12 protein-coding genes are annotated in these 19,774 nt (G+C 50.2%); all 12 read left to right on the forward strand.

Annotated elements, in window-relative coordinates:
* Window positions 1-26 precede the first annotated feature (26 nt).
* The 12 genes from ACFQZR_RS02435 (at window position 27) to ACFQZR_RS02490 (ending at window position 19,287) form a co-directional block, all read left to right on the forward strand.
* Window positions 27-1,391, forward strand: coding sequence for a class I SAM-dependent rRNA methyltransferase (locus ACFQZR_RS02435; protein WP_379342546.1), 1,365 nt, complete (start codon window positions 27-29; stop codon window positions 1,389-1,391).
* Window positions 1,392-1,420: 29 nt separating this feature from the next.
* Window positions 1,421-2,242 (forward strand): SPL family radical SAM protein, encoded by an 822-nt coding sequence (locus tag ACFQZR_RS02440; RefSeq protein WP_379343767.1) that lies wholly within the window; start codon window positions 1,421-1,423, stop codon window positions 2,240-2,242.
* Window positions 2,243-2,350: 108 nt separating this feature from the next.
* On the forward strand, window positions 2,351-5,902 hold the full coding sequence (gene addB / locus ACFQZR_RS02445) for a helicase-exonuclease AddAB subunit AddB (protein ID WP_379342548.1): 3,552 nt from the start codon (window positions 2,351-2,353) through the stop codon (window positions 5,900-5,902).
* Window positions 5,886-10,088, forward strand: coding sequence for a UvrD-helicase domain-containing protein (locus ACFQZR_RS02450; protein ID WP_379342550.1), 4,203 nt, complete (start codon window positions 5,886-5,888; stop codon window positions 10,086-10,088). Before addB ends, ACFQZR_RS02450 begins: the two co-directional genes overlap by 17 nt.
* Window positions 10,089-10,163: 75 nt before the next feature.
* The gene (locus ACFQZR_RS02455) at window positions 10,164-11,354 is read left to right on the forward strand and encodes an exonuclease SbcCD subunit D (protein ID WP_379342552.1); all 1,191 of its coding nucleotides are present in this window, start codon (window positions 10,164-10,166) and stop codon (window positions 11,352-11,354) included.
* Window positions 11,351-14,818, forward strand: a complete 3,468-nt coding sequence (locus ACFQZR_RS02460) for an AAA family ATPase (protein ID WP_379342554.1) — start codon at window positions 11,351-11,353, stop codon at window positions 14,816-14,818. The genes ACFQZR_RS02455 and ACFQZR_RS02460 overlap by 4 nt, the downstream gene beginning before the upstream one ends.
* Before the next feature lie 273 nt (window positions 14,819-15,091).
* Window positions 15,092-15,442, forward strand: a complete 351-nt coding sequence (locus tag ACFQZR_RS02465) for a histidine triad nucleotide-binding protein (RefSeq protein WP_379342556.1) — start codon at window positions 15,092-15,094, stop codon at window positions 15,440-15,442.
* Between the two features lie 126 nt (window positions 15,443-15,568).
* Window positions 15,569-15,742 carry a 30S ribosomal protein S21 gene (rpsU, locus tag ACFQZR_RS02470; RefSeq protein WP_005547957.1) on the forward strand — a complete coding sequence of 58 codons (174 nt, stop codon included), beginning with the start codon at window positions 15,569-15,571 and terminating at the stop codon, window positions 15,740-15,742.
* Window positions 15,743-15,758: 16 nt separating this feature from the next.
* Window positions 15,759-16,202: a GatB/YqeY domain-containing protein gene (locus ACFQZR_RS02475; RefSeq protein ID WP_018756742.1), complete on the forward strand. Its 444-nt coding sequence runs from the start codon at window positions 15,759-15,761 to the stop codon at window positions 16,200-16,202.
* 197 nt (window positions 16,203-16,399) lie between these two features.
* Window positions 16,400-17,767, forward strand: coding sequence for an NfeD family protein (locus tag ACFQZR_RS02480; protein WP_379342559.1), 1,368 nt, complete (start codon window positions 16,400-16,402; stop codon window positions 17,765-17,767).
* A gap of 26 nt (window positions 17,768-17,793) precedes the next feature.
* Complete coding sequence (gene floA / locus ACFQZR_RS02485; RefSeq protein ID WP_379342561.1) at window positions 17,794-18,792, forward strand: flotillin-like protein FloA; 999 nt, start codon at window positions 17,794-17,796, stop codon at window positions 18,790-18,792.
* Between the two features lie 3 nt (window positions 18,793-18,795).
* Window positions 18,796-19,287, forward strand: coding sequence for a hypothetical protein (locus ACFQZR_RS02490; protein WP_379342563.1), 492 nt, complete (start codon window positions 18,796-18,798; stop codon window positions 19,285-19,287).
* Window positions 19,288-19,774 lie beyond the last annotated feature (487 nt).

Here is a 19,774-nt window from a genome sequence, read left to right on the forward strand (position 1 = left end):
TGTCTGGGAGAGGAGAAAACAAACGAATGGCATCAGTCATATTACAGAAGAATCGCAAGAAAAGAGTAGAACAAGGTCATCCTTGGATTTTTAATAATGAAATTGATCGGGTGGAGGGTGAAGCGAAGCCAGGTGATCTCGTACAAGTCGTCAGCGAAAAAGGCAAGTTCCTCGCGGTTGGTTATTATAACCCAGCATCGACGATCACCGTGCGTGTCGTGTCCTATCAGCCCTTGGAAGCGATGGACCATGCGTTTTTCGTGAAGCAATTCACACATTGTCTAGCTCATCGGGAACGTTTCCTTGGCGAAGCGAACGCCTATCGTCTTGTCTATGGTGAAGCCGATTTCTTGCCGGGTTTGATTGTGGATCGATTTGCAGACGTACTTGTCGTGCAGATTCTAACGCTAGGGATGGATGTGCATCGCGAAGCGATTGTCTCAGCTTTAGTCGAAGTGATGCAGCCGCAAGGCATCTATGAGCGCAGCGATGTACCGATTCGTGAATTGGAGGGCTTGGAACAGACCACGGGGCTGTTATATGGCGAATGTCCAAGACATGTACTGGTTCGTGAAAATGATCTACTCATTGAGGTAGATATTGAGCATGGGCAGAAGACGGGATATTTCTTCGATCAACGGGAGAACCGTGCTTCCATTGAGCCGCTTATGAAAGGTTGGGGCCGACGCAGCGGGATTCAACTGCAAGATGTTGAACAGGATGGTATGATTGAACGGAAACCAGTGAATGCGAACGGCAAAGTCGTTACATTCCCATATTGGGACGGTGCGACGGTTCTGGAATGCTTCTCGCATACGGGCAGCTTCACGCTAAATGCCTGTAAATACGGCGCAAAAAAAGTAACCTGCCTAGACATCTCGGAGCACGCTATTGAGAGTGCGAGGAAAAACGTAGATCTGAATGGTTTTACAGACCGTGTCGAGTTTGTGGTCGCGGATGCATTTGACTACTTGCGTTCACAGGTCAAAGGGGCAGAAGAACGTACGGTGCGGTCACAGCAAGATACGAAGGTGGATACTTCCGTTAAGCTGAATGCACAGACGGGCCGGACATGGGACGTTGTGATTCTGGATCCGCCAGCCTTTGCGAAGACGAGGAGCGCAGTTGCAGGTGCCTGCCGTGGATATAAAGACATTAACTTACATGGGATGAAATTGGTGAACGAAGGCGGGTACTTGGTGACGGCGAGCTGTTCGTTCCATATGCGGCCAGATTTGTTCTTGGAGACGATTCAAGAAGCGGCGAAGGATGCAGGCAAAATCCTCAGACTTGTGGAATGGCGTGCAGCAGGAAAAGATCATCCGCAGATTCTAGGCGTACAGGAAGGTCATTATTTGAAATTCGCCGTGTTCGAAGTGCGCAGTAAGTAATCAATCGATCGATAGGAGGGGGAGCGTTGGTGCAGCTCGATATCAAAGCCACACAGCCGAAAAGTATTCTCACGGCGACGGGCGGTTTTTTGAAAGGATATTCACATTCTCTGAACCCATACACGGGCTGCGCCTTCGCTTGCTCTTATTGCTATGTACGCAAATTGCCTGTATCTATTTTCCGAAGTCAACCTTGGGGGACTTGGGTGGATATGAAGCAGGGCGCGGCAGAGCTACTCCGTAAAGAATTGATTCGTGCGAAGAAGAAAGGTCCGGTAACCATCTTTATGTCTTCGAGTACAGATCCTTATCAACCCGTAGAATATGAGGCGCTGATCACACGATCACTGCTCGAGGTGATGACGGAGGAAAAGCCGGATTTTCTGTTTATTCAGACGCGCAGTCCGCTTGTAACACGCGACATGGATCTCTTCCTACAACTGCAGGATCGCATTCGTATTAGCATGACGATAGAGACGGATATAGAAGCGGTACGCAAGCAGTTTACCCCATCAGCACCACCGATAGCGGCTCGTTACCGTGCACTGCATCAGTTAACCGAAGCAGGATTACCGACGCAAGCGACAGTGGCACCTGTGCTGCCGAGCTCGGAGGCGTTTGGTGCATGGTTGTCCCAGGTTGCAGATCGTGTCTGTGTCGATGATTATTTCATGGGCGACGGCAATCAAGGAAAGCGGACCAAAGCCTTAGGAATTTCCAAGTTGTATACCGAGGAGCAAGCCGGATGGTACGATCCAGAGGCCTATCTCCGCGTAATTGCGACGCTTAAGCCCTATTTTGATGAAGATCACATTCTAGTCAGTGAACAAGGATTTGCCCCTTCGCTCTAACCCACGGTTTTCCAATCGACATCTTCTTCCACAGCACAACAATTCGTCCAAATATGTTAAGATAGATAGATAAAGCAGAACGGACGTTTGTAACTAAGGGGGAGCTGCATGTCTATTCAATTCGTGATCGGTCGCTCGGGGAGCGGCAAGACGCATTTCATACTTAACCAGGTCAAGGAAAAGCTCCGGCTGCAGCCAGACGGCGCGCCGCTTATGATCTTGGTGCCAGAACAAGGAACGTTTCAAGTCGAGCATGCGCTCGTGAACTCACCCGATGTACAGGGGATGATTCGCGGACAAGTACTCAGCTTCCGTCGTCTCGCCTTTCGGGTGATGCAAGAAATCGGGGGGACAGCCCTTCTTCCTATTAATGATGAAGGCAAGAAGATGCTGCTCTATAAAATAATCCACCGGCATCAAAAAGAGCTGCGTTTGTTCGGAAAATCGGCCGATCAGCTCGGTTTTGTCGATAAATTAAATGAACTCTATAACGAATTTAAACGGTATTGCCTCGATGTAACGCAGCTCGAAGAGCATGCGCAATTTGCTGCGCAGCATATGGGAAGTCAGACGCTCGTGCAGGACAAGCTGCATGACATTACGATGATCTATCGGGAATTTGAACATACACTCGCGAATCATTATGTGGATTCGGAGCACTACCTTGCGCTGCTTGCAGAAGGATTGCCACAGTCGGCATCGATTGCGAATACGGAGATTTGGATTGATGGTTTTCACGGGTTTACGCCGCAAGAGTATCAGGTGCTTGAACAATTAGTTCAGCATGCGGCACAAGTGACAATTACCTGTTGTGTAGATAAGCCGTATGACGAGGGGATACCTCCTCATGAGCTGGAGTTGTTCCATCCTGCTGCGACGACATATATGCAAATTCGCGCACTTGCGGAGCAGTTAAACGTTCCTGTAGAGCCTACAATCGTCTTGGAGGATTCACCACTTCCGCGATATCGGAAGAGCCCAATGCTCTCCCATCTAGAACGTGCTTATGACCGTCGCAGTCCGATGCGCATGGCAGATAAAACGATTGTACAGCCAGATCATCCGACCTGTGGAATCACACTTTACGGTGCCGTGAATCGTCGGGCAGAGGTTGAAGGTGTCGTACGCGAGATGCTGCGACTGTCCAGGGAACGTAAGGTCCGCTGGCGCGAGATGGCGATTATGGTGCGCAATATTGCGGATTATGAGGAACTGGTTACAACCATTTTTACAGATCATGAGATTCCCTATTTCCTCGATCAGAAAAGAAAAGTGCTCCATCATCCGCTTGTTGAATTTATTCGGTCATCCCTTGAAATCGTATCGAACCATTGGCGTTATGACGCGGTGTTTCGGTGTATTAAGACGGATTTCCTCCTGCCAGCAGATGGAGAAATCGGACGGCATGAGATGGATGTGCTCGAAAATTATGTCCTTGCAACGGGAATTCAAGGCTCGCGTTGGACAGATGGACGACCGTGGCGGAGAATGCATGCTGTCTCACTGGATCCGAACGAAGATGCTAGTGCTGCGAACTTAGAGCTCGAGATGGGCCGTGATGACGTGCTCGAACGATGCCGTGAGCGAATTGTGCAGCCATTACATGCGTTTGAGCAGGCATTGAAAAATGCGCGTAACGTACGCGGCATGTGTGAAGCCGTATACAGCTTGCTTGTTCGCGTAGAGGCTGCGGATCGGCTAGATCGGATGAGTCATGAGCAAGTGATCGCGGGGCAACCGCAGCGGGCCAAGGAACATCGCCAGTTATGGGGTAATGTGATCGACTTGTTGGATCAGATCGTGGAAATGATGGGCGATGAGGAACTGAACATCGAATTGTTCGCAGGGGTTGTCGAGACAGGGCTTGAGAGCATGAAGCTCGCCCTCGTTCCAGCGGCACTGGATCAGGTATTGATCGGAAGCATGGATCGAACACGGTCAGGCCAGATCAAATATTGCTTCATGCTGGGGGTGAATGACGGTGTCATTCCAGCACGTGCCATTGAAGATGGAGTCTTAACGGAACAAGAGCGGGAACGCCTAGAAGAGATCGGACTTCGGCTCGCGCCGGGGATTCGTCGTAAATTGCTGGATGAGCGGTTTATTATCTATCAAGCATTGACGACGCCTAGTGAGCATCTATGGGTGAGCTATCCGCTTGCCGATGAGGAAGGTAGAACGCTGCTCCCATCGGAATTGATGCGGCATTTACGTACGATTTTTCCGGGAATTCAGGAGCGCTTACTAACAGGAGAACCGCATCCACTACAACCAACGGAAGAACAGCTGCGTTATATTGCACATCCGGAACGGACGTTGTCATATCTCATTGTTCAGCTTCGTCAGTGGCGTCGCGGACTTGATATTGCAGATTTCTGGTGGCAAGTGTTCGATTGGTTCGCGAATCAAGAGGCATGGCAGCCGAAGCTGCAAATGCTGCTGCAATCGCTATTCTATCGCAATGATGTTGCTTCGCTTGGAGCGGAGACAAGCCGGAAGCTGTATGGGACCCATCTGAAATCGAGCGTATCGCGAATGGAGAAGTATGTATCATGTCCTTTCGCCCATTTCGCATCGCATGGTCTTAAGCTCAAGGAACGGCAGTTGTTCCGTCTGGAAGCGCCGGATATCGGGCAGTTATTCCATGCCGCATTAAGTCAGATGGCCGTGCAATTTAAGGAAGAGAATCGCCACTGGGGGGATTTAACGCCGGAAGAATGCCGATTTGAAGCGGAGAAAATCGTGGATGCGCTGACGCCGCGACTGCAAGGTGAAATTCTTCTAAGTTCCAAGCGGTTCGGATATATAGCACGCAAATTAAAAGAGATCGTAGGTCGTGCTGCAGCGATTTTGGGTGAGCATGCACGGAGAGGGTCGTTCGAGCCGATTGGACTCGAGCTTGATTTCGGGCCGGACAAGCCGCTCCCTTCCTTGCAGTTTACGCTGGATAATGGTTGTACAATGGAGATCGTCGGACGGATCGACCGCGTGGATAAAGCGGAAGGCGACAAGGGTGTGATGCTGCGCGTCATTGACTATAAGTCTAGTCAGACGGATCTGAAGCTGCACGAAGTGTATTATGGCTTGTCCCTCCAAATGCTGACGTATCTGGACGTGCTGCTCACGAATGCGGAAGTATGGCTCGGCGAGAAGGCTATGCCGGCAGGGACGTTATATTTTCACGTACACAATCCATTGCTTCAGGCTTCGAACGGACTAACGCGTGACCAAGCGCATGAACAGACACTCAAACGGTTCAAGATGAAGGGGCTCGTGCTCGCGGATCGGGAAGCAGTGTCCTTGATGGATGCCTCGCTCGATAAAGGGTATTCCCAAGTTCTTCCAGTTGCCGTGAAAGCGGACGGTGGCTTCTACAGTAACGCGTCGGTTGCGACGATGGATCAATGGGATACGTTACGGACAGCGGTACGATCTACAATCCGCACCATTGGAACGGATATTACGAACGGTGATGTAGCGATTGAGCCTTATAAAATAGCACAGACGACGGCATGCGACCACTGCTCTTATAAGCCGGTCTGTCAATTCGATGAGTTAGTCGAAGGGAATCACTTCAAGAAGCTTGCGAAGCCGAAGAAGGATGATGTATGGAATTTGCTTGAGATGAAAGGAGACGCTAGCGATGACGATGTTAAATAACGTTCCCAAGCCGGAAGGCAGTCAGTGGACCGATGATCAATGGAGTGCCATTGTGCGGGGCGGTGAGAATATCCTTGTCGCTGCGGCTGCAGGATCAGGAAAGACCGCGGTATTGGTCGAACGGATTATTCGGAAGATTGCTTCGGAAGAAGAGCCGCTTAATGTCGATCAGCTGCTTGTTGCGACCTTTACGAAGGCAGCGGCGGCGGAAATGCGTGAGCGAATTCGGGAAGCGTTAGAGAAGGAACTCGATAAAAATCCGGATTCAGAGCATCTGCGGCGTCAACTTGCACTTATGAATCGTGCCTCCATTACGACACTGCACTCCTTTTGCTTGGAAGTCATTCAACGATATTTCCAATTGATTCCGCTTGATCCGGCTTTTCGGATTGCAAATGAGACCGAGGCGGATTTCATCCGTCAGGAAGTGCTGGAAGATCTATTCGAAGCGCATTATGCGAATGATGCCGAGGATAGTGATTTCCGCAAGCTCGTGGATTGGTTCAGCGGAGAGCGCAGTGATGAGGCGATGGTACGGTTAGTACAGTCGCTGTATGATTTCTCTCGAAGTCATCCATGGCCTCGCGAATGGCTCTATACGATGGCAGATGCGTTCGCCGTCGAGGATGTGGCGATGCTCGGTCAGAGTGCTTGGGCGCAGAGTGTTGTAGCGGATGTGCGGTTACAGTTGAACGGTGTTGTAGGTATTCTTCGGCAGGCTATGATGCTCATTGAACAGCCAGGGGGGCCTGAGCCTTATCGGGACACGTTGATGGAAGACATGAGTATGGTGCTGTCGCTTCGCGAAGCGGCAGAGGAAGCGCCTTGGGAGATGCTCTATGAGCATTTTGCGGCGATTGCATTCGGGAAGCTGAAGGCTTGTCGCGGGGATCAGTATAACAAGGAGCTCCAGGATCAAGTGAAAGGTCTTCGGGACCAAGTGAAGAAAATACTGACGGCTATGCAGGAAGAATTATTCCGTCGGCCGCCGGAGCTCTTCTTAGGGGAGATGCAGACGCTTGCGCCGTTGATGCGAACACTAGCGGCGTTCGTACTGGATTTCGGTGAGAAATATGAGCAGGCGAAACGTGCGAAGGGGCTCGTGGATTTCTCGGATTTGGAGCATTATTGCTTGCAAATTCTGCGTCATCCAGCTTCTACTCTCGAAGAAACATACCCTTCAGGTGCGGCGATGGAGTATCAGACGCAATTCGCGGAAGTGCTGCTCGATGAATACCAGGATACGAATATGGTACAGGAAGCGATTGTCTCATTGATTTCTCGGCCTGGAGCGGGTAACCGATTCATGGTCGGTGACGTGAAGCAGAGTATCTATCGATTCCGTCTTGCGGAACCGGGATTATTCTTGAACAAATATAAATCCTACCCTTCCATTAGTGCGGGGCAGGGGCTTCGTATCGATCTTGCACGGAATTTCCGCAGTCGCCAGGAGATTGTGGATGCGGTGAATACGATTTTTCGTCAAATTATGAATGCATCGGTCGCAGAGATCGACTATGACGAACGAGCAGAACTTGTATGTGGTGCGAAATATCCCGTGGGTGAAGAGGCATTCGGACAAGAATATCCAGCTGAACTGTGGCTAATTGATCGTGGAAGCGGAGCGGGCGCACAAGGCGTGGAACCACTCGATGATGATGCAGCGGATGCAGAGGCGTCAGATGGGGCCGATGAGGGCGGAGCATCGATGCGCCGAGCTGCGCAGATGGATGCAGAAGAACTTATGACGGCTCAGCTTGAAGCGCGGTTGATCGCGACGCAAATCCGCCAGTTGATGGGCGAATACGGTACGCCGTTCCAAGTCTATGACAAGCATTTGAAGGGGATGCGCAGCGTTACGTATCGTGACATGGTTATACTGCTTCGCGCGACGCAGCAATGGGCGCCGCTTATGATTGAGCAGCTTAGAATGGAAGGGATTCCGGCATATGCGGAATTGAATACAGGGTATTTTGAGGCGACGGAAGTCGAAGTGATGATCTCCTTATTGAAGGTCATTGACAATCCGGTACAGGATATTCCACTTGCGGGTGTTCTTCGTTCTCCCGTTGTGAATCTGACGGCGGAAGAGCTGGCGCAAATTCGTCTGCATGGCAAAGGGTTGTCGTTCTATGATGCGATGATGAAGTTAACGGCGGAGGAAGAGGCCGAGGGGACGAGTCCGTTCGTGCAAGAAGGATTGCTTACGAAGCTGCAGCGCTTCATGGCACGACTTGCCCATTGGCGGGATGAAGCGCGGCAGGGATCGTTGTCCGAACTGCTGTGGCGAATTTATCGCGAGACGGGTTATTACGATTGGGTTGGAGGTCTGCCAGGCGGCACACAGCGTCAAGCGAATTTACGAGCCTTATATGATCGTGCACGTCAATATGAATCGACTTCTTTACGCGGATTGTTCCGCTTTCTACGGTTCATTGAACGAATGCAGGATAATGGCGGGGATCTCGGTACAGCAAGGGCGCTTGGTGAGCAAGAGGACGTCGTTCGAATCATGACCATTCATAAGAGTAAAGGACTCGAGTTCCCTGTTGTGTTCGTAGCAGGGTTATCCAAAATGTTCAATCAACAGGATTTGAGTGCTTCATTCTTGATGCACAAGCAGCTTGGCTTTGGACCGCGTTTTGTGGATCAGGACCTGCGTGTGGCCTATCCGACGCTTCCTAGTCTCGCCATCAAGCGGCAGATCAAGATGGAATTGCTCGCGGAAGAGATGCGGGTATTGTATGTCGCGTTGACGAGGCCGAAAGAGAAGCTCTATCTCATTGGCTCAGTCCGCAATGTCGAGAAACAGCTGCAGACTTGGGGACAAGCGGTAGATCAACCGGATTTACTATTGCCGGATTATATGTTGGCGCGAGGCCGCAGTTATTTGGATTGGATTGCGCCGTCACTGATTCGGCATCGCGATGGCTCTGAACTTCGTCGCTTAGGCGGTCTGCCAAATCGTGCAGGTGATTGTCTGTCGGATGATCCGTCGAAGTGGTACATCTCTGTCGTTCCCGCAGAGGAAGTACAGCAGTGGGCAGCAGTAGGTCTTGAAACGGTTGATCAGGATGATGCTTACATGGCGAAGCTGAACCTCGTGATGCAGATGGCGCAGGGACAGGTCGCGGGGATGCAGGCGGCGGTCTCTGACGAGCATGTGCATGAAGAAGAGGCTGCCGCGGGAATGGATGATGGGCAGCTCGAATTGTGGTTTGATGAGTCTATTGATGGTGAATCGGAGTCCGAGCAACAACCGCAGGGTATATCGGGAGAGAGCATGGTTGTGAATTTGAATGCAGAGGCACAGACAGATCATGCTGCTGGCAGTCTGATTTCCGAAAGGCTTGAATGGCGTTACCCGCACCTTGTGGCAAGCGGTGTTGCGGCGAAGACGACCGTGACTGAAATGAAGCGAATGCTTCAGATGCAGGAAGAGGATCCTGCGATGGAACTGTTCCCAGAGGTGCTGGAGCACGATGCTATAGATGAGGGACAATTAGAAATGAGGCAGCCTTCTGGCGATGAATCGATCTTGTCGCTGCATCTCCGCCGTCCGAAATTCATGGAGAAGAAGAAGCTGACGCCTACGGAGCGCGGAACAGTCTATCACTTGGTGATGCAACATGTTTCGATCACGCCGGAGCTGGACATCGATGCAGAAGCGGTGAGTGCTTTGCTGCAGCGAATGGTCGATACTCGCTTGATCTCAGAAGAACAACGGAAGGCCGTTGATGCAGCAAGCGTAGCAGCTTTTTATTCGAGTGAAACGGGAGCGCAGTTAAAGGCTGCCAAGTGGGTGAAGCGAGAAGTACCATACAGCTTCGGCTTGCCAGCGGTAGAGGCGATTCCTCATCTGCGCAAGATGCAAGATGAAGCTGCAATGCACGCAGATACGGGGTTGCTGGGAGATATGACAACAGATCCAACTTCGCTCAATGGGGAGACGGTTTTGATTCAAGGGGTTATCGATTGTCTTTATGAACGTGCGGACGGTACCTTGGTGCTGCTCGATTATAAGACGGACCGCGTTGCGCCAGGGGAAGACAGCTTGAAGGAAGTGTCGGACCGTTACCGGTTCCAAGTGGAGCTCTATGCTACGGCGATTGAGCGGATCTGGAGACGCCCTGTTGACGAGAAAGTGTTGTATTTCTTTGATGGCTGTCATGTTGTGCATTTGTAGATTTATAGACTTGTAGCTGTTACTGATACAGTTCGATGATAGAAATGGGAGAAGATGGAAGAGGAGGGACGCAGGATGCGTATACTGCATACGGCGGATTGGCATTTTGGCCGGACGCTCGAAGGCCGAAGTCGCTTAGAAGAGCAGGCGGCATTTGTGGATGAATTGGTACAGATCACGGAGGAACAGCAGATTGATCTGATTCTGCTCGCGGGAGATATCTATGACTCCGTCAATCCGCCTGCGGGTGCGGAGCAGCTCTTCTATGAAGCGATGGCGCGCTTATCCGCGGGGGCAAGCAGACCGATTGCCGTCATCGCGGGCAATCACGATCAGCCCGAGCGGCTCGCGGCATCAAGCCCGCTCGTCGCGCGAGCAGGCATCACGATCGCCGGTCTTCCGACCGGCGATGTGATGCGCTTCGCGGCGCCGCGCACGGGCGAGCGCGCGGTCGTAGCCGCGCTGCCCTACCCGTCAGAAGCTCGGCTGGCCGAGCTCCTGACGGGGGAGGATGCCGACGAATCCGGCATCCGCAGCGCGTACAGCGCGCGCGTCGGGCGTCTGCTGCGCCAGCAAGCGCAGCAGTTCGCCAAGGACACGGTCAATGTGGCGATGAGCCACATTTACGTGCTGGGGGGCGTGGAATCGGACTCGGAACGTCCGATTCAGGTGGGCGGTGCCTACACGGTAGACACCGCCGCTCTTGCCATTGGCGCCCAGTACACGGCGCTTGGTCATCTTCACCGTCCGCAGACGGTGAAGGGGGATGGCGTGATCCGATATAGTGGATCACCGCTGGCATATAGCTTCTCGGAAGCCGGACAAGCGAAGTCCGTAACGATATTGGATATCGCACCGGGGCAAGCGGCCTCCCCGCAAGAAATTTTCTTGAGCAGCGGTCGGCCGCTTGTCAGATGGCAAGCCCGAGGCGGTATGGAAGAGGTCTATCGCTGGTTGGATGAAGGACGAGATGCTCGGGCATGGATCGATCTCGAAATCCGCCTGACGGAAGCGATGACGATGGAGCAAATTCAACACCTTCGTAAGGCTCATGAGGGGATTGTGAATATTCGTCCCATTTATCCGGAGATGGAGTCTTCAGAGCTGCTCTTGTCGAACAGATCGGAGATGCCGATCGATGAATTGTTCCGTCGCTTCTATGAGCGGCAGACAGGAGGCGCGGAGCCGAACTCGGAGCTTGTGCAATTGTTCTTAGAGCTTATTCATCACTCGCATCCGCTAGAGAATGGAGGGGAAACGGCATGAAGCCAATCCATTTGAAATTAGCCGGACTTCAGAGCTATCGCGAAGCGCAGGAAATTGATTTTACCGCGCTCTGTGAGACGGGGTTGTTCGGGATCTTCGGCCCAACGGGCAGCGGAAAATCGACGGTACTTGATGCGATTACGCTCGCGATGTACGGGAAAGTCGAACGCGCAGCGAATGGGACGCAGGGTATTATGAACCTGAACGAGAACCAGCTTGCAGTATCATTCACTTTCGAATTGCTATCTGCAGCTGGACCGAAGCGTTACCGCGTGGAACGCCGGTTTAAACGGATGAATGAGATCTCGATTAGCAACACGGTAAGTCGTTTCGTTGAAGTTACTGATGAAGGTGAAGTTGTGCTCGCCGACAAATTGGCCGACGTGACTCGTTGCGTAGAAGAAATTATCGGTCTTACGATCACCGATTTCACACGAGCCGTTGTACTTCCCCAAGGGAAGTTCGCCGAGTTCCTCTCGCTAAAGGGGAGCGAACGTCGGCAGATGCTTCAACGTCTGTTCCATTTGGAGAAATACGGCGACGAGTTAATGATTCAGTTAAGTCGCCGTCTGAAGGAGACCGATGTACGTCTCAAGGAAGTTGCAGCAGAGCAGCAGGGGCTGGGTGATGCCTCAGAAGACACGGTAAGACAAGCCTCGGAGACACTCGAGAGTGCAAGAACGTTGGCAGAGGAACAACGTGCGAAACGTAAAGCCCTTGAGGCTGTGGTGGAACGCATGAAGGCAACGCGAGATCAGGGCATAGAATTATCGGGGCTATTGCTGAAGCAAGCTGAATTGACAACACAGGAGCAACAAATCGTCGGGTTGGAGCAGTTGTTGACACGTGCGGACGCGGCTAGACGGTTGCTTCCTTTTTTAAATGAATATGAGCAGTCAGCACTTCAATTGACGGAACGTAAGGCTGTATTAGCGACGGTTACTCACAAGGAGCAAAGTGCACGTGAAGCTGCCGAACGAGCTGCTGCTGTATTTGATGAAAAACAACAGCAGCTATCTGATCTGGAGCCAAAGCTGCTGCTTCATCTCGATCATTTGGAACAAGCACGATCGTTGGAGCAAGAATGCAAGCAGTTGAACCTCGAGACAACGGAGCTCACGAAGCGAAGCACGCAAAGTGTAGAACAACAGGCCGTAGTAATCGAACAGATCGCCAAATTAAGTCAACAGAGGGAAAAGGCGCTCAAACGTCAAGCCGAGCTCAATGAAGCGCAGAAAGCAAATGAAATACGCCCAGAATGGCGTGAGCAAGTCCAAAGAGCGGATCGTCTTCATCAATCGATCGAAGCACTAGAACGTCAATTACAGGGTGCGACATCGGAGCTGGGTACCATTTCTGAGCGAATGAAGCAAGCCGATCTTGCTTATCAAGCCCATGAAGCCTTAGAGCGGGAGATTTATTCTGAGAATCTTCAAACGATGGATCGAATTCATTCACTTAACGGGTACTTGCGTCGCGAAGAGGAGAAGCACACAGCACTCCAAAACGCTCTGGCAGATGAGATCGCACGAGTGCGGCGTGTCGAGCGGGAGCAGGAAATCGAGAGACTGTCCGCAAAACTAGCCGAACAATTGGTCCAAGGCGAGCCTTGTCCGGTTTGTGGATCAACGACGCACCCGCATCATTCGCAAGGTGCGATGGGTAAGGTGATACGAGACAGCGATCCTTCAAATATTCAAGAACAGATCACTGCGATGGAGCCATACGTCTTAGAACTACATGAGTTAAAAGCGATAAATTTACAGCTCATGTCCAGATTGATTGCCCTTCCGACAACCCTTGAAATCGAGGGTGTTGACATTCCGTGGCAGCAAGAAGCGGCTGTCGCCGTGCTGGAACATCAAGACCATCCCGTAGCAATTGCAGCTTCGCCGTTCTCGATTACCACATGGGAGGAAATTCAGGCAGCTATTGCATGCCTTCGTATAGATCAGAGTGGGCATCGCTCAGAGGTAGAACAATTAGAACAACAGGGGAAGAAGCATCGCGCTCGTATTGTAGATCTTCAGCGGCAGTCCTCACAACTTCGGGCGGATCGTCAGGCGTTGGAGCAGCTCCATCAAAGCCAGCAGCGGATGGTTCAATCCATTACGCATGAGCGAGCCGTCTTGCTAGAACAGTGGGAGACTCATATTCCGGCTTCTATTGTCCGGGAATCCATGGACGACATCCTGCTAGAGCTGAAGAACAAGGATGAACAGCTACAAGATATACAAGGTCGACTCGAACGCAGTGTTCCTTTTATCGAAGAGATGAATGCGCAGCTATTAGAGAGAGGTCAGGAGCTTACAGCTCTAGAAAAAGACGCAGTCCTGATTGCCGCTCAACTTGAAGGGAAGATGCAGCTATCCCACGAAAAAGAGGCCAGACTTCTTCAGCTTCTTGGTCTTGATGCAGGAGATCGGACGGTTGAAGCATTGATTCAAGAGGCAGAAGCCAAGTTGTCTACGCTTCGTGTAGACGCACAATCCGCGAAATCAGCCAAAGATCATGTGCTTGATCTGCTCAATGCCTTATCGGAGGAAGCCTTACATGCGAAGCAGTCTGCATTGTCTGCCGAAGAACGCGCAACACAGGCGGAACGGATTTGGGCCGAGCAAAGGTCGGAATCAATTTTCGCGATGGCAGAGGATGTTCGACAAGCTATACTGACGCCGGATCAGATCGTGAGTCATCAGGAGACGATTGCTGCACATCGACAGCTTCAGCATAGACTTGTCTCCCAGATTCAACGACTGGAAGAAATGCTGCAAGGTGAGCGGGTGACGGAAGAGGCTTGGGAGCAATCGAATCAATCCTTACAGCAGCAGCTTGCACAGGATGAAGAGGCGGTTCGGGCGAAGGCCAAAGCTGAACGTGATCTCGAAGAACTGATGCGCAAAGCAGAACGTTGGACTGTATTAGAACAGAAACGAGGCGCCGAACAGGAGCTGTTCGAACGCTTGTCGCAGCTGCAGACGGTATTCCGCGGGAATGCCTTCGTCGAATTTATTGCGGAAGAGCAGTTGATGCAAGTAAGTCGCGCCGCTTCTGAACGGTTACGTTTCTTGACCAAGCAGCGATACGCATTAGAAGTGGACTCCACTGGGGGATTCGTCATTCGCGATGATGCGAACGGGGGCGTTCGGCGCCCTGTCTCGACACTATCGGGAGGAGAGACATTCTTGACATCACTCGCCTTGGCGCTCGCGTTATCGGCACAGATTCAACTGCAAGGGAAGTATCCATTACAATTCTTCTTCTTGGACGAAGGCTTTGGTACGCTTGATCCGGAGTTGTTGGATACAGTTATTACGGCATTGGAGAAGCTTCATATGGATCGCTTGACAGTAGGGATAATCAGTCATGTCCCAGAGCTAAGAGCGAGACTTCCAAGAAAACTGGTCATTACACCGGCTCAGCAGTCTGGCGAAGGTTCCGTCATTGCCTTAGAATCGATTTAGAGAAAACTGTTATACTCTGTGATACACTTCACAGAGTATAATCGACCCCGCTGTTATAATACAATTAACCGACATCCTTGATGAGCACTTGTTAGAAATATACGCTGATCCTTACCACGGAAGGAAGCAACCTTGAATCGTCAGCAAGATTCTCGGCGTATATCTCTAACATGTGCTCTTTTTTTTTCATGTGTATTGGACTCTGGGCCATTTTTTCTGTATGATGGTATTATAAAATTTACTGAACTGATACTATGCATGGGGGTAGCCTAGATGGATTGCATTTTTTGTAAAATTGTTGAGGGAACGATTCCTTCGAAAAAAGTATTCGAGAACGACCGCATTGTTGCATTTTACGATATACAACCCTCAGCTGCTCAACACGTGTTAATCATTCCGAAGAAACATATTGCGACGATGAATGATGTGGCAACGGAAGATCTCCCATTGATCGGTGAAATTCATCAGGCGGCACAGCAGATCGCCAAAGATTTAGGAATCGCAGAATCCGGATACCGCTTGATTAACAATTGTGGTCCAGACAGCGGCCAAGTGGTCTTCCACATCCATTACCATCTGCTCGGGGGAGAGAAATTAGGCGCCCTTGTAGGGAGCAGAGATTAATTTTTGGGCTCAGTAGAAAAAGGAAATGGAGTCATAGTTGACACCATATTTCCTTTTCACATATAATGAAATTTGATGAACCGTGTTATCCGTCTTGGACGGTCTGGTCGGAGGGAGGGAAAACTGGTGTCTGAAACTAAAGTTCGCAAAAACGAAACAATTGATGCTGCACTTCGTCGCTTTAAGCGCTCCATTGCTAAGGATGGTGTATTGGCTGAAGTGAAGAAACGTAAGCACTATGAAAAGCCAAGTGTTAAGCGCAAGAAAAAGTCCGAGGCTGCTCGTAAGAGAAAGTTTTAGGAGGATCTAACTACCAATGAATTTAAGCGAACGATTGAACGAAGATATGAAACAAGCGATGAAAAGTCAAGACAAGTTCAAACTCTCCACCATTCGAATGGTTCGCTCGGCGATTAAGAATCTTGAAATAGATTTGAAAAGAACTTTGAATGACGATGAAGTGCTTGAAATTCTAAGTCGTGAAATCAAACAGCGAAAAGATTCCCTCCAAGAATTTATTAAGGCAGGTCGTGATGACCTCGCCGTCAACTTAAAAGCAGAAATAGAAATAATTGGTCAGTACCTTCCTGTCCAGCTTACTGAAGAAGAGATTAAAGTGATTGTACAGCAGACCATCCAGGAAACCGGTGCTTCTTCTAAAGCCGATATGGGTAAGGTGATGAGTGCTCTAATGCCTAAGGTAAAAGGGCGCGCTGACGGTAAAATAGTGAACCAAGCGGTTTCACAGTTTCTGCAATAAAGATAAACACTCCATGAATATGGAATGTTTTAGACTGCCGGCAACAATGTTGTCGGCAGTCTTTTTTATATGAGCAAAATCCCTGATACCATGCGGTTTTTAGAGTTGGTATTTATTTTCTTGAAACGAAAAATTTTCATGGACGTATTACTAGTATCGCTCTTTGACGATATTTGATAGAGAAAGGGGGAAACGTATTGCATCATTTCTGGAAACGTTTTATATCTTATGGATTACTTACAGTGATGTTGATTGCGGGCATTTCGGGCGCAGTGTTGGGGGGGATCCCAGACAAAGCTCAAGCAGCGGCAGCAGGTAAAAAGCTCGTCTATGTCATACCTGTTGCACATGAGATTGAATCGGGACTGCAGCGGTTTTTGGAACGATCTTTTGAAAAGGCGGAAGAAGCTCAAGCTTCTCTCATCGTCCTGGAGGTCAATACACCTGGTGGTGTTCTAGGGAATGCGATGGAGATTGGGAAGTTGATCTTGGAATCGAAAATTCCGACGCTTGCTTATGTAAAGGGTGAAGCGGCTTCAGCTGGAAGTTACATTTCGCTCTGTGCAGACCAGATTGTAATGGCTGACGGCAGTATGATTGGCGCTGCGTCAATTGTCGATTCATTAGGCAGATCGGTTGATAACCCGAAGTATACGGCAGCGTGGTCTAGTGTGATGGTTGCAGCTGCTCAAGCGAATAAGCGAAATGCAGATATTGCTGCAGGGATGGTTGATAAGAATATTGTTGTTGAGATGAAGGCCATTTCACGTGTGAAAAAACAAGGTGAGATTATCTCGCTATCTGCGCAAGATGCACTCGCCGTTGGTTATGCGGACCGTATTGTAAAATCGATGGATGAAGCGGTTCAATTCGCTGGTATATCGGATTATCAGCTTGTTCAAGTGAATCAGTCGTGGATGGAGAAGTTGGCTGGATGGATCACAAGTCCTGTCGTCTCTACGCTGCTGTTATTCCTTGGGATCGCAGGGGTGGCTATCGAGCTTATTGTTCCTGGCTTTGGTGTTCCAGGGATCGTGGGGCTTCTTGGTTTTGGTCTCTATTTCTTCGGTAACTATGTGGCTGGATTTGCGGAACAAGAGTCGCTTGTCTTGTTTGTATTAGGGATCATTTTGCTTGTTCTAGAGTTATTCATACCAAGCTTTGGAATATTGGGTATACTGGGATCAGGTTCACTGATTGCAAGCGTCGTGATGGCTGCATTCGACACATCCAGTGCACTCGTATCGCTTGGTATTGCATTTGTTGCAGCCGTGATCGTTGTCATTATTGTAGCAAGAATCTTCAAGCATCGAGGGATTTGGAATCGGTTCATATTAAAAGATCAATTAACGACCGAGGAAGGTTACGTCTCTTCGACGTCCAAATCGGATTTGCTGCATCGTGAGGGTGTAAGTCTAACGCCCCTTCGTCCGTCTGGCGCGGTCCAGATTGGGGAAGAACGAGTAGATGTTGTCACGGACGGTAGCTTTATAGATGCGAATCGTAAAGTGGTTGTTACACGAATCGATGGTACTCGAATCATTGTTCGTGAGTTAGACAAATAAATTTTTTTCTGGAGGTAACGCTTTAAATGGATTCGACAATGATTAGTTTCTTGTTAATTGCTGTTGTTGTTATTATTGTACTCTCTGTGTTCTTAAGTTTCTTCCCGATTATGTTGTGGATTTCGGCACTCGCATCAGGTGTGCGCGTCGGGATCATTACACTCGTCGCGATGCGGTTGCGCCGGGTTACCCCGAGCCGAATTGTTAATCCGTTAATTAAGGCGACGAAAGCAGGTCTTGGACTTAACATTAATCAATTGGAAAGTCACTATCTAGCTGGGGGTAATGTTGACCGTGTCGTTAACGCGCTAATTGCAGCACAACGTGCGAATATTCCGTTAGAGTTCGAACGTGCAGCTGCGATCGACTTGGCTGGTCGTGATGTATTGCAGGCTGTTCAAATGAGCGTTAACCCTCGCGTTATTGAGACGCCAATCGTTGCAGCCGTGGCAAAAGACGGGATTGAAGTGAAAGTTAAAGCTCGCGTAACCGTACGTACGAACTTGGATCGCCTCGTTGGTGGTGCGGGTGAAGAGACAATTATTGCTCGTGTTGGTGAAGGTATTGTTACTACAGTAGGTTCTAGTGGCTCGCATAAAGATGTGCTTGAGAATCCAGATATGATCTCTCGTACGGTATTGGGAAAAGGTCTAGATGCAGGTACAGCGTTTGAGATCTTGTCCATTGATATTGCGGACGTTGATGTAGGTAAGAACATTGGTGCACATTTGCAGACGGAACAAGCGGAAGCAGATAAGCGCATTGCACAAGCGAAGGCGGAAGAACGTCGTGCGATGGCGGTTGCGCAGGAGCAAGAGATGAAGGCGCTTGTCGTTGAGATGAGAGCACGCGTTGTGGAATCCGAGTCCCAGGTGCCGCTTGCGCTTGCTGATGCCCTTCGCACCGGACATTTAGGCGTAATGGATTACATGAACTTGAAAAATATCGAAGCCGATACGCAAATGCGCGGAACCATCGGAAAATCCGGTGAGCCGGGCACAGGCGACATGAAAGACGGAAAATAGCCTATGAATATATCCGAAATGATTGAGAAGATCGTTCAATTTTTTGTGCATTCTCCAATCCTTGCGGTCATTCTGATTGGTATTGTGGGCAAGATCATCTCGAATGCTAAATCTGGGAAGAACCGGATGCCTTCCTTCGGCGGAGATAAACCATTCGGGAACCCGGATGCGCCGTCACAGACAACGGGGATGGAGCGTCGTGTTGAACCGACCCGTGACGTGTATGAAGAGGCTGGAATGGAGACACCAGCAACGGTGCAACCATCCGTATCGCCTTTCCTTCCGCCGGTAGCGGTGCAAGTCGAGCCTGCGAGACCCAATCAAATGGCTCGGACTGAGAGGGCTCCAATGCAGTATGTTTCAGAGCCCTCCTATGCCCTTCACAAGGCTGATGCAATCGAACCAGGTGTATCACGTGAGGAACTAGTTAAAGGCCTCGTGTGGGCCGAAATTTTAGGCCCTCCGCGTGCCAAACGCCCATATGGTAGACGGTAGTAATGTGCCGTCACTTATACACCCCATCGTTCTTCTGGAACGGTGGGGTGTATTTTATTTGGGTGTCCTACCCTCTCCCACACACTAAACCGTTCTACTTGAGGGCGGTAGAGTGCTGCTTGTAAGCCCAGCCAGATAAAATAAACAGGGAAGAGGGGTATCACTTGGAGGAGCTTGCGTCCGATCTTTGGAAGCCATTTGCAACTACCAGTCTAATCAAAGGAAATGGCGGACAAGAATCGGCCGGAGAGTGATACCCCTCAACCCACCGTATTTTATCTGGTTATACTCCTACCCTCTTCCCACACACCAAACCGTACTCCTTGAGGGCAGTTGAGTGCTGCTTGTAAGCTCAGCCAGATAAAATAAACAGGGAAGAGGGGTATCAATTGGAGGAGCTTGCGTCCGATCTTTGGGAGCCATTTGCAACTACCAGTCTAATCAAAGGAAATGGCGGACAAGAATCGGCCGGAAAGTGATACCCCTC

It is taken from the genome of Paenibacillus sp. GCM10027629 (genome assembly GCF_042676425.1).
Lineage (GTDB): Bacteria > Bacillota > Bacilli > Paenibacillales > Paenibacillaceae > Paenibacillus_K > Paenibacillus_K terrigena.